This is a genomic window from Rhodanobacter hydrolyticus, from assembly GCF_044904645.1.
Map to the genome: position 1 here is coordinate 4,252,170 of NZ_JADIKK010000008.1, position 15,601 is coordinate 4,267,770.

Annotated in this window: 8 protein-coding genes; 5 read left to right on the forward strand and 3 right to left on the reverse strand. The window is 67.0% G+C overall.

The annotated features are described in order from the left end of the window. Positions 1 to 7 precede the first annotated feature (7 nt). On the reverse strand, positions 8 to 1,252 hold the full coding sequence (locus ISP25_RS21590; protein ID WP_404611615.1) for a transglycosylase SLT domain-containing protein: 1,245 nt from the start codon (positions 1,250 to 1,252) through the stop codon (positions 8 to 10). Further along, positions 1,249 to 2,016, reverse strand: coding sequence for a hydroxyacylglutathione hydrolase (gene gloB, locus ISP25_RS21595; protein WP_404611617.1), 768 nt, complete (start codon positions 2,014 to 2,016; stop codon positions 1,249 to 1,251). Before gloB ends, ISP25_RS21590 begins: the two co-directional genes overlap by 4 nt. A 224-nt stretch (positions 2,017 to 2,240) precedes the next feature. Here gloB and ISP25_RS21600 point away from each other — a divergent pair, with 224 nt between their 5' ends. Genes ISP25_RS21600 through dnaQ form a run of 3 tightly spaced genes read left to right on the forward strand, consistent with a single transcriptional unit; the run spans position 2,241 to position 4,122 of the window. Beyond that, positions 2,241 to 2,921, forward strand: coding sequence for a class I SAM-dependent methyltransferase (locus tag ISP25_RS21600; protein ID WP_192157683.1), 681 nt, complete (start codon positions 2,241 to 2,243; stop codon positions 2,919 to 2,921). Positions 2,922 to 2,935: 14 nt separating this feature from the next. Continuing rightward, entirely contained in the window at positions 2,936 to 3,382 is a 447-nt protein-coding gene (rnhA, locus tag ISP25_RS21605; protein ID WP_192157681.1) for a ribonuclease HI, read from the forward strand. Then, a complete protein-coding gene (gene dnaQ, locus ISP25_RS21610; protein ID WP_404611620.1) occupies positions 3,379 to 4,122 on the forward strand; it encodes a DNA polymerase III subunit epsilon in 744 nt (247 codons plus the stop codon). Before rnhA ends, dnaQ begins: the two co-directional genes overlap by 4 nt. Here dnaQ and ISP25_RS21615 read toward each other — a convergent pair. Continuing rightward, the gene (locus ISP25_RS21615) at positions 4,114 to 4,815 is read right to left on the reverse strand and encodes a PP2C family protein-serine/threonine phosphatase (protein WP_192157678.1); all 702 of its coding nucleotides are present in this window, start codon (positions 4,813 to 4,815) and stop codon (positions 4,114 to 4,116) included. The two genes, dnaQ and ISP25_RS21615, sit on opposite strands and share 9 nt — an antisense overlap. Before the next feature lie 442 nt (positions 4,816 to 5,257). On the opposite strand from ISP25_RS21615, the gene ISP25_RS21620 reads away from it, so the two are divergent. After that, complete coding sequence (locus tag ISP25_RS21620) at positions 5,258 to 13,753, forward strand: GH36-type glycosyl hydrolase domain-containing protein (protein ID WP_404612070.1); 8,496 nt, start codon at positions 5,258 to 5,260, stop codon at positions 13,751 to 13,753. A gap of 195 nt (positions 13,754 to 13,948) precedes the next feature. After that, on the forward strand, positions 13,949 to 15,598 hold the full coding sequence (pgm, locus tag ISP25_RS21625; RefSeq protein WP_404611622.1) for a phosphoglucomutase (alpha-D-glucose-1,6-bisphosphate-dependent): 1,650 nt from the start codon (positions 13,949 to 13,951) through the stop codon (positions 15,596 to 15,598). Positions 15,599 to 15,601: the final 3 nt, after the last annotated feature.

Genomic DNA, 15,601 nt, shown 5'->3' on the forward strand with positions numbered 1-15,601 from the left:
ATCATGGTTATTGCGGCGAGCTGACCATGAGTACCTCGCCGGGACGAATGGCCTGCCCTTGCAGATGGTTCCATTGCTGCAAATCACCCACGCTTACCGAATAGTGGTGCGCGAGCTGCCACAGGGTTTCGCCTTGCGCGACCCGGTGCGTGACGGGGTGCGTGGCCGGTCTCGAACCCGTCGCATTGGGCGACGACGCGGGGCCGCTCTCGGCGGCGGCGAAGCTGTTCGCGAAGCCGCCATCGGTCGAATCACCGGCGTTCATGGCCTGGGCAAGCAGCGCATCGTGGAACTGCTGCGCGTGGTTTGCCGGCATCATCAAGTAGGAGGCCACGCTGGCATCCGCGATGTCGTTGCGGAAGGCGGCATTGAGGTCCTTCAATGTGTCCAACGGCATGCCGGCCTTGTCGGCAGCACGCGCCAGCGGCATCGAATGCGGCAGTTGCACCTTGACGAGGTGCTGGCTGGGCGCCAGTACGGGCAGGCTGACATTGAAGCGCCCGGGTTGGCGCACCACGCAGGCCATGGCCAGCAACTTGGTGAGGTGCTCACGGGTGATGTTGTGCACCGGCCAGCGCGGTATCGCTGGTGCCGCCGGCGGAAGACCGTGGCCCTGCACCAGCTGGCGCGCCTTGTACTCGCCGGCGTTGTAGGCGTAGTCGGCGACGCGCCAGTCGCGGAATTCGTCGTAATAGCGGCTCAGCAGCTTCATCACCGCGTCTGCGGTGGATTGCACATCCAGGCGCCCGTCGTAGCGTCCGTTCACACGCAGACCCATCGCGGCTGCGGTGGCCGGCATGATCTGCCACATGCCGGCGGGGCGACCGTTATGGCCGGGAATCGGCCGATAGCCGCTCTCGATCCACGGCAGGAAGGCGAACTCGCCGGCCACACCGTGTTCCGACGCCACCTGCTGCACGTAGATCAGCTTGGGCAACGCGTCCTGTACTTGCTGCTCGAAGCGCTGCGGGTTGCTCGTGTAGCGCTTCGCCCAGGACAGCACTGCGGGGTCTTCATCGCAATCGGCCATCTGGAAGCTGTTGCGCAACCGATTCCAGACGTTGTCGTCGTCTGACGGCGCTTGCGTGGCCGTCGCAGCGGACGTCGCCGCAGCAGCAGGAGCGGGCGCGGTTACCGGTTGGACGGCGGGTGTCGTCGTCGAGGGGCGCGGTGCCGGCGCGGTGGCGCATGCGGTGAGCAGGGCCGAGATTATCAGCGGCAATAGCCGTTTGGGATGAAGGTGTACGTTCATGCGCGGAACACATCCTTGGCTGCGCGGACGGAGGCGAAGCGTGCAATGCGATCCTCGGCTCGGCCGACCTGCCGTTCGCACCAGGCAATCACGGCTGGTTCGTCGATGCGCAGGAACGGGTTGGTCGCCAACTCGCTGGCCATGGTCACGGGCAGGCTGGGGTGCTGCCGGGCGCGAAGCGCGGCCACCTCCTGCCGGCGTGCCGACAGCGCGGCATTGCCGGGTTCGATTTCGTGGGCGAAGCGGCCATTGGCCGCCGTGTATTCGTGCCCGCAACAGAGCAGGGTGGCGGCCGGCAACGCGGCAAGACGATCCAGCGACGCCAGCATCTGCGCAGGCGTACCTTCGAACAGCCGGCCGCAGCCCATGCTGAAAAGGGTGTCGCCGGCCAGCAGCACGCCTTCGCCGTAGTAGGCCACGTGACTCAGCGTATGGCCCGGAACGGCGATTACCTTGTAGTTGGCTCGCGGCTCCGAAAGGGCGATGCTCTCGCCGTCGCGCACGCGCACGGTGGCTGCCTCGATGTGCGCATCCTCGGGCGCGTACACGGAGGCGCCATGTCGTTGGCGCAGCGCGGCCGCACCGCCGATGTGATCAGCATGGTGGTGCGTCAACAGTATCGCGCGCAGCCGCAGCCCCCGTGAGGCCAGTGCCTGCTCCACCGGTGCGTCATCGCCGGGATCGACGACGATGGCGTTGCCTGCGTCGTCGTGCAGCAGCCAGATGTAGTTGTCGGCCAGTGCCGGTAACGGTACGAGGTGCACGGCATGCTCCGCTGCGTTGGTCGAACGTGCAGACGCAGCCGTCCCGGCGTGCGTGAAGCTTCCGACTATAAACAGCCTGTTGCGGCAACTCGTTAGCTTGTCGTTAAGGGGCGTGGGCAGTTAAGCGATATGCATCGGGTCCGCGGGAACGCGACACGAGCGGCGCCTCCAAACGTTACACTGCCGACTGGATTCCAGCGACGACCGTGCGTCGGATCGAATGCATGCCGCTTCAACACGACGACGATATCCAGGCCAGTGCGCCCCTGCGGCGGTTGCGCAGCGGGCAGTGGCGCAGCATGGCGCCGCTGTTGCGGCGCGAGACGGGGCGGCGTGCGCTGCGCATTGGCGTGGCCGACGACGATGCCGTGCCCCCGCTGCCGGACATGGCATGGACACGCCTGTGGCTCGCACGCGACGGCTATCGTGGCGACTTGCGCAGCCACGCCGACGATCCGTTGCCTTTCATCGATGAAGCCTTTGATCTTGTCTGGTTGCAGCATGCGCTGGAACCCGCGCCGCAAACCGCCGCGCTGCTGGCTGAGGCCTGTCGCGTACTCGCACCTGGCGGCATCTTGCTGGTGACAGCCGTGCATCCGCTGGGCGGCTGGGCACCGTGGTTCCGCTGGCACGCGCGCGGACAGCGGCAATCGCTGCAATGGCCGTGGCGCCTGCGCCAGTATCTGCAACGCGACGGATTGGAAGTCGAGAGCCTGCGCCGCCTGGGCGCGTACCGGCCCGGCACCCAGGCGGTCGGCGACGACAGCCGCTGGGGTGGTGCATACCTGATGCTGGCGCGCAAGCAGCGGCGCATCGCCACCCCTCTGAAGCTGCGGCCGTTGCCCGCGCATGCGCCGGTGAATGCGCGCCTGTCGCCAGGTACGCGGCGACATTCCGTCTCTTGATTGTGGAAAACCGTGTGACTGAAGAAGTACAAGCCTTTACCGATGGCGCCTGCCTCGGCAACCCGGGCCCGGGCGGCTGGGCGGCGCTGCTGCGTGCCAAGGGGCACGAACGCCTGCTGGCCGGCGGCGAGGCAGACACCACCAACAACCGCATGGAGCTGATGGCTGCCATCGGTGCACTGGAAGCATTGACCCGGCCCTGTGCCGTGTTGCTCACCACCGACTCGCGCTACGTGATGCAGGGTATCGAGCAGTGGCTGCCGAAATGGCGCGCGAACGGCTGGCGCACGTCGGACAAGAAGCCGGTGAAGAACCAGGATTTGTGGGAGCGCCTCTCCGCCGCCACCGGCAATCACCGTGTGCGCTGGCAGTGGGTGAAGGGCCACAACGGCCATGTCGAGAACGAGCGCGTGGATCAGGCAGCGCGCGAGCAGGCCGAACAACGCAGGAGCCACGCATGAGGCAGGTGGTGCTGGATACGGAAACCACCGGCCTCGAGGTGCGCCAGGGGCACCGGCTGGTCGAGATCGCCTGCGTGGAAATGCTGGGCCGTCGCCTCACCGGCCGGCACTGGCAAACCTACCTCAATCCGCAACGCGCGATGGACGAAGGCGCCAGCCAGGTCACCGGCATCCGCGATGACTTCCTCGTGGACAAGCCGCTCTTTGCCGACAAGGTGGACGATTTCCTCGCCTTCATCGACGGCGCCGAACTCATCATCCACAACGCCAGCTTCGACGTGGGCTTCCTCAATGCCGAGCTGGCGCGACTGGGCGACAGTTTCGGCAGCATCGGCGATCGTTGCAGCGTGCTCGACACGCTGGCCATGGCGCGCGAACGCTATCCTGGCCAGCGCAACAGCCTGGATGCCTTGTGCAAACGCCTCGGTGTGGACAACTCGCGGCGCGACCTGCACGGCGGCCTGATCGACGCACAGTTGCTGGCCGACGTCTATCTTGCGATGACGTCGGGCCAGGTCGCCATGGATCTTGCTTTCGAGCAGCCGCAGGAATCGTCGACCGCCGCGATGGTTGCGGCACCCCTGGTTCTTCGCGGGCGTCCGCGCGTGTTGCGCGCGAGCGCCGAAGAGGTCGCCATGCATGAGCATCGGCTCGATGCACTGGACAAGAGCGCAGGCGGCGCCAGCGTTTGGCGCAAATTGGAAGCCCCCGCAGCCCTTGCGGAAGCCGGCTCAGCTTGAGCGCACAAGGATCGCGGTGATGTTGTCCTTGCCGCCGCGATCCAGTGCATTCAGCAGCAGCTGATCCACGCACTCCTGCGCGGCGAGATCGGTGCGCGCCACGGTGCGGGCGATTGACGCTACATCGAGGTCCTCGGTCAATCCGTCGCTGCACAGCAGGAAACCCATGCCGGGTGCGAGGCGGCCGTGCGCCATGCCCACGTGCAATTGCGCCGCGGCGGTTACACCCAAGGCCTGCGTCAGCACGTTGCGGTTCGGGTGTCGCGCGGTGTGCGCCGGGTCCAGCTTGCCCGCTTCGACCAGTGCTTGCACCAGCGAATGATCGTGACTGATCTGGCGCAACTCGCGACCCAAGGTGTAGATGCGGCTGTCGCCCACCCAGGCCGCCTCGTAGCCGTCGTCCACCAGGCGCAAGGCAGCGATGGTGCTTCCCATGGGCAGGCTGTTGCCTTGGTTGAGCAGTTGCGCCATCAGGTATTCGTTGGCGCCATGGATGGCCTCGGCCAGGCCATGTCCACGGCTGACCAACTCGACCACGTTGTCGCGCACCAGCGCCGAGGCTACCTCGCCGTGCAGATGGCCACCCATGCCATCGGCCACCAGGAACAGGCCGAGCGTGGCGTCGGCGTAATAGGTGTCTTCGTTGCGCGTGCGGCGCAAGCCGACGTGGGTGCCGTGTCCGAATTCGATCATGAGAGGTTGGGTAGGGCTGTTGCGGGGAGCATGACGGATGTCGGTAGGCGGTGCAAAGAATCTCTGTAAAAGCAAAAAGCGTACGCGAGTTTGCGAAGGCACGGTGTGGCGCAGCGTAGAACAGGCAGTTGACGGGTGCGCGCCGCATCGGCCCGTCGCGCGCGATGTGAACGCAGGATCACGGAGGCCTTCACGCGGCGCTTTCGCGCAGCCCGTTATCTAAAGAGGGACAGGGTCGAATCCATGGCCGCCTCGTGCGGTCGAAGCGCATCCGTGCGATGCGGCATCCCCTCACGCTCCTGCCAAAGGACGCCCGCTTTTGAAAAACGGCCTGCTATCCATTCCCTTTCTCCGCCGTCTGCGTATACGTCTGCGCCGTCGCCGGCAGCAGCAGGACGAGCCGGAATCGGCGTTGCGTGACGAGCTGTTCAGCGCCGATCGGATGGATCAGCACGGCGCCGAACTGGCCAGTCGTCACCGCACGAGTGCGCAGACGCGGACCGACGCATTGTTGGCGCGCCTGTCCAGCAATCAACGGCTGCTGGCAGAGGCCAGCGACCTGCTCACGCAAACCATGCGCGACGGCCGTCGCATCACCCCCGCGGCAGAGTGGTTGCTGGACAACTATTACCTGGTCGAGGAACAGATCCGCACGGCACAGCGTCACCTTCCCAAGGGTTACAGCCGCGAGCTGCCGGTATTGTTGAACGGGCCATGTGCGGGTTTGCCCCGGGTATATGAAATCGCCCAGGAAACCATTGCGCACGGCGATGGCCACGTGGATGTCGAAAGCCTGCGCCGTTTCGTCACCTCGTACCAGACCGTGGCTCCGCTTACGCTCGGCGAGCTGTGGGCCATCCCGATCATGCTGCGGCTGGCGCTGATAGAGAACCTGCGCCGCGTGGCCGCACGGGTGATGATCGACTGGGGCGATCGTCGCCGCGCCGCGCACTGGGCCAATCGCATGAGCGAGGTGGCGGAGCGCGATCCCAAGAGCGTCGTGCTGGCGGTGGCCGACATGGCACGCTCGAATCCACCGATGGTCAGCTCCTTCGTGGCCGAGCTGGCGCGCCGATTGCAGGGCCAGAGTCCTGCGCTGGTGCTGCCGCTGACCTGGGTGGAACAGCGCCTGACGGAGTCCGGACAAAGCATCGAACACATGGTGCGGATGGAAGCGCAACAGCAGGCGGCCGACCAGGTTTCCATCGGCAACAGCATCGGCAGCCTGCGCACGCTCTCGGCGATGGACTGGCGCGGCTTCGTCGAGAGCACCAGCCTGGTGGAGCGCGCGCTGCGCGAAGACCCGACGGGTGTCTACGCGGACATGGACTTCGCCACGCGCGACCAATACCGCCGCGCGGTGGAGACTCTGGCGCGGCATTGCACGCTGTCCGAGCAGGCGGTAGCCCAGGCCGCAGTGGCGTTGGCGCGTGAAGGTGGCGGTGGCGAACGGGCTGAGGCGCGCGGCCACGTCGGCTTCTACCTGGTGGACGGCGGAGTGGAGGCACTGGAAGCGCGTGTGGAAGCGCGCGCGACACCCGCGCGGTTTTGGCGTCGGCTGGTGTTTCACGGGCGCCGGCCGGTGACGCTCTACCTGGGCTTGATCGTGCTGCTCACCGTGCTGCTGGCGTGGCCGCTGGTACAGAACCTGCCGCTCGACACCGCCCGCCGCTGGCCCTGGCTGTTGCTGGCAATTCCGGTAGTCCTGGTAAGCAGCCAGCTGGCCATCAGCCTGGTGAACTGGCTGGCGACGGTAATCACCGATCCGCGGGTCCTGCCGCGGATGGACTATGACGAAGGCCTGCCGTCCGACAAGCGCACCCTGGTGGCGGTGCCCGCCATGCTGACGGATGCGGACGACGTCGACGAACTTGCCGAAGGCCTGCTGGTGCGCTACCTGGCGAACCGGGACCGCTACCTGCACTTCGCCCTGCTCACTGACTTCGCCGATGCCGCCGCCGAAAGTCAGCCGCAGGACGAAGCACTGCTGAACCTGATGCGCGAACGCATCGAGGCCTTGAACGAAGCCTATGCCGACGCCGAGGCAGATCGCTTCTTCCTGTTTCACCGTCCGCGCCGGTGGAATCCTTCAGAACGCACCTGGGGCGGACGCGAGCGCAAGCGCGGCAAGCTGTCCGACCTCAATGCATGGTTGCGCGGCGGCGCGCGCGACGCCTTCGCCCTGGTGATGGGCCGCGCCGATGTGCTGGCGGACGTGCGCTATGTGATCACGCTGGATGCGGATACCCAGTTGCCGCGCGAGTCCGCGCGCCGCTTCGTGGGTGCGATGGCGCATCCGCTCAACAGCCTGGTATTCGACCCCACATGCGTGCGTGTCGTCGCGGGCCACGCCATCCTGCAGCCGCGCGTGGGCATCAGCCTGTCCAGCGCGATGCGTTCGGCGTATGCGCGGCTGTTCGGCAGCGACGCGGGCATCGACCCATACACGCGCGCGGTATCGGACGTGTACCAGGACCTGTTCGACGAAGGATCCTTCATCGGCAAGGGCATCTACGATCTGGACGCCTTCGAGAAGGTGCTCGGCGACCGCTTCCCGGACAACCACATCCTCAGCCACGACCTGCTGGAAGGCTGCTACGCGCGCAGCGGGTTGATCAGCGACCTGCTGCTGTACGAGGAATATCCGGCGCGCTACATCGACGACGCCAGGCGGCGGCACCGCTGGATCCGCGGCGACTGGCAACTGCTGCCCTGGTTGCTGCCATGGGCGCCGGCGCGCGGCGGCGGCTGGCGGCGCAATCCGCTCACTGCGCTGTCGCGCTGGAAGATCCTGGACAACCTGCGGCGCAGCCTGGTACCGCCCTCGTTGATGGTCTTGCTGTTGTTCGGATGGCTGTCGTGTGCGACGCAACCCTCGTGGACCCTCGCCGTGCTGATGGTGGTGTTGGTGCCGCTGTTGCTGGCCTCGTTGTTGGAACTGTTCCAGAAGCCGCGCGACGCGGTGCTGGACCAGCATCTGCGCGCCGCCATGCGCGAGGTCGGGCAGCATGCGGCGCGCGCCGCACTCGGCCTGGTGTGGCTGCCGCACGAGGCGCTGTACAGCCTCGATGCGGTGCTGCGTACCCTGTGGCGACTCTTCGTCAGCCGCCGGAACCTGCTGCAATGGAAACCTTCGCGGCAGACCGCGCGTGCGGGGCGCGACGACCCCGCGGTGCTGTGGCGCGCGATGTGGATCGCTCCGTTGCTGGGCGTGCTGGTCGGCGCGACCCTGGCGTGGACCCGGCCGGCCGCGCTTGGCGTGGCCGCGCCGTTCCTGCTGCTGTGGCTGGTGGCGCCCGCGATCGCCTGGCGGATCAGCCGGCCGCAGCCGTCGCAACATTTCGACGCCACGCCCACCGATATCCGTTTCCTGCGCCGACTGGCGCGCAAGACCTGGGCGTTCTTCGAGAGCCATGTGGGTCCGCAGGAGAACTGGTTGCCGCCAGACAACCGGCAGGAGCAGCCGGAGCTGATGATCGCCCACCGTACCTCGCCCACCAACATGGGCCTGGCCTTGTTGGCGAATCTGTCGGCGTGGGACCTGGGCTACCTGAGCGTCGAGCGCTTGCTGCAACGTACGGGTGGCACGCTGCGCACGTTGCAGGACCTGCCGCGCCATCGCGGTCATTTCTACAACTGGTACGACACGCTGTCGCTGCAACCGTTGCCGCCCCGCTACGTATCTACCGTGGACAGCGGCAACCTTGCCGGGCACCTGCTTACCCTGCGCATCGGCCTGCTGGAGCTGGCCGATGCGCCGCTGTTCGAGCACCGCCAGCTCGAAGGCCTGGCCGACACCCTCGACCTGCTGGAGCGCGCACTCGTCGCGGAGGACCGCCGCACCGACGCGCTGGCTGCCCTGCGCCGCGAGCTGGAAGCCGCGCTTGGCCAGCCGCTCGGCAACGTGAAAGCCGCCGTCGCCTGCATGGAACGCCTGACCGACCTTGCCGAGGCCGCCGCGGCCGCGCTGGATGTCGAGCCGGAGGGAGACGCCGACTTCTGGTTGCAGGCACTGCGCGTGCAATGCCACGACGGTTGCGATTGCCTCCGCCCCTTCGTCCACTGGGCGGCCGGGGAGGGCGACCTGGGCATGCCTACGCTGCGCCAGCTGGCGCAGATCGACGAGGTGCAGGCCTCGATCCCGTTGCAGGAGGCGCGCAATCGTGCCTCGGACCTGCTCGCGACGATGGAGCGGCTGGCAGCACAGTGCGGTGCGTTGGCGATGATGGACTACGGCTTCCTGCACGACGCGCGGCGCGAGCTGCTGTCGATCGGCTACAACGTGGACGAGCGCCGGCTGGACTCGGGCTTTTACGACCTGCTCGCCTCCGAGGCACGACTCACCAGCTTCGTTGCCATCGCGCAGGGCCAGCTTTCGCAGGAAAGCTGGTTTGCGCTCGGCCGCCTGCTCACCGTCACCGGTGGCGAGCCGGTGCTGCTGTCGTGGTCCGGCTCGATGTTCGAGTACCTGATGCCGATGCTGGTGATGCCCAGCTACGAAAGCACCTTGCTCGACCAGACCTGCCGCGCCGCGGTGGCGCGGCAGATCGAGTACGGCCACCAGCTAGGCCTGCCATGGGGCGTATCGGAATCGGGCTACAACACGATGGACGTCCATTTCAATTACCAGTACCGCGCCTTCGGCGTGCCTGGCTTGGGCCTGAAGCGTGGCCTGGGCGAGGAACTGGTAGTGGCGCCCTATGCCACGGCGCTGGCGCTGATGGTTGCGCCGAAGGCTGCCTGCGCCAACCTGCAGCGGCTGGCGGAAGAGGGCCTGGAGGGCCGTTATGGATTGCACGAAGCCGTTGACTACACGCCCGCGCGGTTGCCGCATGGACAGCGCGCCACGGTGCTCCGTTCCTACATGGCGCACCACCAGGGCATGAGCCTGTTGGCGCTGGACCACTTGCTGTGCAGCCAGCCGATGCAGCGCCGCTTCGTCGCCGATCCGGCCCTGCAGGCCACCCTGTTGCTGCTGCAGGAGCGCGTGCCGCGCAGCGCGGCCGAATACCGTCATGCCACCTCGGCACCCGCGCCCGAAGCGCTGGCGCGGGGAGCGGAGACGAGGTTGCGCGTGTTCACCGATCCGAACCGCCCGCGGCCCGCCGTGCAACTGCTTTCGAATGGCCGCTACCACGTCATGGTGAGCAGCGCCGGCGGCGGCTACAGCCGTCGCCGCGAGCTGGCCGTGACACGCTGGCACGAGGACATCAGCCGCGACGACTGGGGGCAGTTCTGTTATCTGCGCGACGTGGAGAGCGGCGTGTTCTGGTCCGCGGCGCATCAACCCGTGCGGCGCCGCGTCGGGTTCCATGAGGCGATCTTCTCCGACGCACGCGCCGAGTTCCGCGTGCGCGAGCGCGACTTCGACACGCACACCGAGATCGTGGTTTCGCCGGAGGACGACATCGAGCTTCGCCGCATGCGCGTTACCAACTTCGCGCGTACGCGGCGCACCATCGAGATCACCAGCTACGCCGAAGTGGTGCTGGCGCCGCCGATGGCCGATGCGCTGCATCCGGCCTTCAGCAAGCTTTTCGTGCAGACCGAACTGGTGCGTGCACTGCAGGCCATCGTTTGCACGCGCCGGCCGCGCTCGGCCGACGAGCATGTGCCGTGGATGTGCCACTTGCTTGCAGTGCACGGCGCGGACATCGACGAGATCTCCTACGAGACCGACCGCGCACGCTTCATCGGCCGCAACCGCACTCTTGCCGCGCCGCGTGCGCTCGCATCGGGTGAGGCGCATCGCAAGCTCGGCGACAGCGAGGGATCGGTGCTCGATCCCGTGGTGGCGATCCGCTGCCGCATCACGCTGGAGCCGGAACAGTCGGCGCGGGTGGACCTGGTCACCGGCATGGGCGACAGCCGCGATGCCTGCCTGCGCCTGATCGAGAAATACCGCGACCGCCACCTTGCCGATCGCGTGTTCGACCTGGCCTGGACGCACAGCCAGGTACTGCTGCGCCAGCTCAACGCCAGCCTTGCCGACGCGCAGCTGTACGAGCACATGGCCACCTCCATCGTCTACGCCAATCCGTCGCTGCGCGCCGATCCCGGCATCCTGCGCGCCAACCGGCGCGGGCAGTCCGGTTTGTGGGGGCAGGCGGTTTCCGGCGATCTGCCTATCGTGCTGCTGCATATCTCCGATCCTGCACACATCGAGCTGGTGCGGCAGCTCGTGCAGGCCCATGCCTATTGGCGCCTGAAAGGCCTGGCGGTGGACCTGGTGATCTGGAACGAAGACCACGCCGGCTACCACCAGCAGCTGCGCGACCAGATCATGGGACTGATTGCTTCGGGTGTGGAAGCGAATCTGATCGATCGTCCGGGCGGCATCTTCGTGCGTTCCGCGCAGCAGCTGTCCGGCGAGGAGCGGTTGCTGATGCAGGCGTCCGCACGGCTGGTACTGAGCGACAGCCGCGGTGGCCTGGCAGAGCAGGTCGGGCGCCATCACGTGCAGACGCAACCGGCGCCGTTCCGCGCCACCGAAGCAAAGTCCTCGGGTGCCTTGTCCGCGCCGGCGCAAACACCGGCGAGCGAGGAGTTGATGTTGCGCAACTCCTACGGCGGCTTCGCGCCGGACGGCAGCGAATACGTGGTGACGCTGGCGCCGGGCCGCGCCACGCCCGCACCCTGGGCGAACGTGCTGGCCAACGCGCAGTTCGGCACGGTTGTTTCGGAAAGCGGCGGCGCCTACACCTGGAGCGAGAACGCACACGAGTTCCGGCTCACTCCCTGGGGCAACGACCCGGTCACCGACGCAGGCGGCGAGGCGATCTACCTGCGCGACGAGCAGAGCGGAGAGTACTGGTCGCCCACGCCGCTGCCATGCCGCGGACGGGGCACCTACCGCACCCGTCACGGCTTCGGCTACAGCGTGTTCGAGCACGAGCAGGACGGTATCCGCAGCGAGCTGTGGGTGTACGTGGCACTCGATGCGCCGGTGAAGTTCTCGGTGCTGCGCGTGCGAAACACCAGCGGCCGCACGCGCAAGTTCAGCGCCACCGGTTACGTGGAGTGGGTGCTCGGCGACCTCCGCGACAAGACCGCAATGCACGTGATCACCAGTTCCGATCCCGTCACCGGCGCGCTGATGGCGCGCAACGCCTGGAACATGGAGTTCGTCGGCCGCGTCGCCTTCATCGACGTCGACCACCCTGCGCGCAGCATCAGCGGCGACCGGGCGGAATTCCTCGGCCGCAACGGCAGCCTGCGCCGACCGGCGGCCATGGCGAACGCGAGACTTTCCGGCCAGGTCGGCGCCGGCATGGATCCCTGCGGCGCGGTGCAGGTGGCATTCGAGCTGGACCATGACGACGAGTACGAGGTGATCTTCCGCCTTGGTGTCGCCGCCGATGCCAAGGCGGCCAGCGAACTGGTACAGCGCTTCCGCTATCGCGGCACTGCCGCTGCCGCGTTGGAGGCGGTGCGCATGCATTGGCGCTGGACGCTGGGCAAGGTGCAGGTGCGCACGCCCGATCCGGCGGTGGACGTGCTCGCCAACGGCTGGCTGATGTACCAGACCATCGCCTGCCGCTTCCTGGCGCGCAGCGGCTATTACCAGTCGGGCGGCGCGATCGGTTTCCGCGACCAGTTGCAGGATGCGATGGCGATGGTCCACGCCTCGCCCTATGCGGTGCGCCAGCATCTGTTGCTGTGCGCCGAGCATCAGTTCCCCGAGGGCGACGTGCAACACTGGTGGCACCCGCCGCTGGACCGTGGCGTACGCACGCGCTGCTCGGACGATTTCCTCTGGTTGCCACTGGCCACCAGCCGGTATGTGGAAGTTACCGCCGACACCGGCGTGCTGGGCGAACAGGCGAACTACATCGAGGGACGGCTGCTGGGACCGGGCGAAGAGTCCTACTACGACCTGCCCACGCATTCGGAATTGCGGGAGTCGCTCTACGAGCATTGCAAGCGTGCGATCAACCGTGCTGCCGCGCGCGGTACGCACGGCCTGCCGCTGATGGGCAGCGGCGACTGGAACGACGGCATGAACAAGGTGGGCGAAGGCGGCCGCGGCGAAAGCGTATGGCTGGGCTTCTTCCTGTATCACGTGCTGCAGCGCTTCGTGCCGCTGGCGCGCCTGCACGGCGACGAGGCTTTCGCACAGCGATGCGTGGACGAAGCCGCCACACTGCGCGAGAACCTCGATCGCAGCGCATGGGACGGCGGCTGGTATCGCCGCGCCTGGTTCGACGACGGTACGCCGCTGGGCTCGACGGCCAATCTCGAATGCCGCATCGACTCCATCGCGCAGAGCTGGTCGGTATTGTCCGGCGCGGGTGATCCCCTGCGTCAGCGTCAGGCGATGGATGCGCTGGATACGCATCTGGTGCGCCGCGACGCCGGCCTGGTGCAATTGCTTGATCCCCCGTTCGACACTTCCGCGCTCGACCCCGGCTACATCAAGGGCTACGTGCCCGGCGTGCGCGAGAACGGCGGCCAGTACACGCATGCCGCAGTATGGGCGGCGATGGCCTTCGCCGAACTGGGCGACGGCGCGCGCGCCTGGGAGTTGCTCAACCTCATCAACCCCGTCAACCACGGCCAGGGCGATGCCATCGCCACCTACAAGGTGGAACCCTATGTGGTGACCGCCGACGTGTACGGCGCACCACCGCACGTGGGACGAGGGGGCTGGAGTTGGTACACCGGCTCGGCAGGCTGGCTGTACCGCCTGATCGTGGATTCGCTGCTGGGCCTGCGCGTGGAAGGCGAGCGCCTGCGTCTGCTGCCCTTGCTGCCGCAAAGCTGGGACACGTTCGCGCTGGACTATCGCTTCCGCGAAACCGACTACCACATCGTGGTGCGCCGTGTGCGGGACGGCGAAACCGAACGCTGCGTACTCGACGGCCAATTGCAGGACAGCAACGACATCGCGTTGGTGGACGACGGCCGCGACCATCACGCCGAGGTGTTCCGTGGATGAACGCGATGTTCGCTCCTGTGTGCGGCTTGCATACCTGATCTTTACGCCGGCACATCCATGCTTGCCGACCTCCTCGCCGTCCGGCGGACACAAGGCAATTGACATGTCGGCATCAGGCGCCCAGCCAGCATCGCCGGATCTGCATGGAGCCGTGATGGCGCTGACTGCACCGCTTCCCACCCAGCAGGAATCCACATGAGCACAGACATCAGTCCGCTCGCCGGCAAGCCGGCGCCCGCCTCGATCCTGGTGGACGTGCCCAAGCTGCTCGCCGCCTACGCCAGTCTGCGCCCGGATCCGGCAGTGGCGGACCAGCGCGTGGCCTTCGGTACCTCAGGCCATCGCGGCAGCTCGCTGGAGCGCAGCTTCAACGAATGGCATATCTGGGCGATCAGCCAGGCGATCTGCGAATACCGCAAGAAGAAGGGCATCGATGGCCCGCTGTTCATCGGTTGCGACACCCACGCGTTGTCGCGCCCAGCCTTCGAGAGCGCGCTGGAAGTACTGGCAGCGCATGAGGTGGAAGTGCGCGCTTCCGCCGGTGACGAGTTCACGCCCACGCCGGCGGTATCGCACGCCATCCTGGCGCACAACCGCGGGCGCAGCACGGGCCTTGCGGACGGTATCGTGATCACGCCTTCGCACAATCCTCCGGACAATGGCGGTTTCAAGTACAACCCACCCAACGGCGGTCCGGCCGATACCGGCATCACCGACTGGGTCCAGCACCGTGCCAATGAATTGATGGAGGGCGGCCTGAAGCAGGTGCGACGCGTGCCGTTCGCACAGGCGCGCCGCGCCTCCACGACGCAGGAGCACGACTACCTCGGCGCCTACGTGGCCGACCTCGCCAACGTGGTGGACTTCGAAACCATCCGTGCCGCCGGTGTGCACATGGGCGTGGATCCGCTGGGCGGCGCGGGTGTGCACTACTGGGCGCCGATCGCCGATCGTTATGGCATCGACCTCGCCGTGGTCAGCGAAGAAGTGGACCCGCAGTTCGCCTTCATGACGGTGGACTGGGACGGCAAGATCCGCATGGACCCCTCCTCGTCGTACGCGATGCAGCGCCTGATCGGACTGAAGGACCGTTACGACGTGGCCTTCGCCTGCGACACCGACCACGACCGCCACGGCATCGTGACGCGCAGCAGCGGTCTGATGCCGCCCAACCATTACCTGTCGGTGCTGGTGGATTACCTGTTCCGCCATCGTCCCGGCTGGAAGGCCGATGTCGGCGTGGGCAAGACGGTAGTCAGTACCGCGTTGATCGACCGCGTGGCGAAGCGCCTGGATCGTCGCCTGCACGAGGTGCCGGTGGGCTTCAAATGGTTTGCCGAGGGTCTGTTCGACGGCTCACTGGGCTTTGGCGGCGAGGAAAGCGCGGGCGCTTCGTTCCTGCGCTGCGACGGCACCGTGTGGACCACCGACAAGGACGGCCTCGTGCCCGCGCTGCTCTCCGCCGAAATCACCGCGAGCAGCGGGCGCGACCCCGGCGAGCTGTACGCGGAACTCACCCGCGCACTGGGCGAGCCCTGCGCCGACCGGGTCGAAGCGGTCGCCGATGCGGGGCAGAAGAAACGCTTGTCCCAACTGACGCCGAAACAGGTGAAGATCGATACGCTGGCCGGTGAGAAGATCGAGCAGGTGCTCGACCATGCGCCGGGCAACAACGCGCCGATTGGCGGCATCAAGGTGGCTACCGCCAGCGGCTGGTTCGCCGCGCGCCCCTCCGGCACCGAGGAGATCTACAAGATTTACGCCGAGAGCTTCCTCGACGAGGCGCACCTCAAGTCCATCCTGGACGAGGCGCAGCACATCGTGGACGAGGCGTTGAAGGGATAGCGG

Coding starts and splice junctions, on each gene's coding strand:
- ISP25_RS21590 (WP_404611615.1), bottom strand. CDS start 1,252: ATGAACGTACACCTTCATCCCAAACGGCTATTGCCGCTGATAATCTCG.
- ISP25_RS21600 (WP_192157683.1), top strand. CDS start 2,241: ATGCCGCTTCAACACGACGACGATATCCAGGCCAGTGCGCCCCTGCGG.
- dnaQ (WP_404611620.1), top strand. CDS start 3,379: ATGAGGCAGGTGGTGCTGGATACGGAAACCACCGGCCTCGAGGTGCGC.
- ISP25_RS21615 (WP_192157678.1), bottom strand. CDS start 4,815: ATGATCGAATTCGGACACGGCACCCACGTCGGCTTGCGCCGCACGCGC.
- ISP25_RS21620 (WP_404612070.1), top strand. CDS start 5,258: ATGGATCAGCACGGCGCCGAACTGGCCAGTCGTCACCGCACGAGTGCG.
- pgm (WP_404611622.1), top strand. CDS start 13,949: ATGAGCACAGACATCAGTCCGCTCGCCGGCAAGCCGGCGCCCGCCTCG.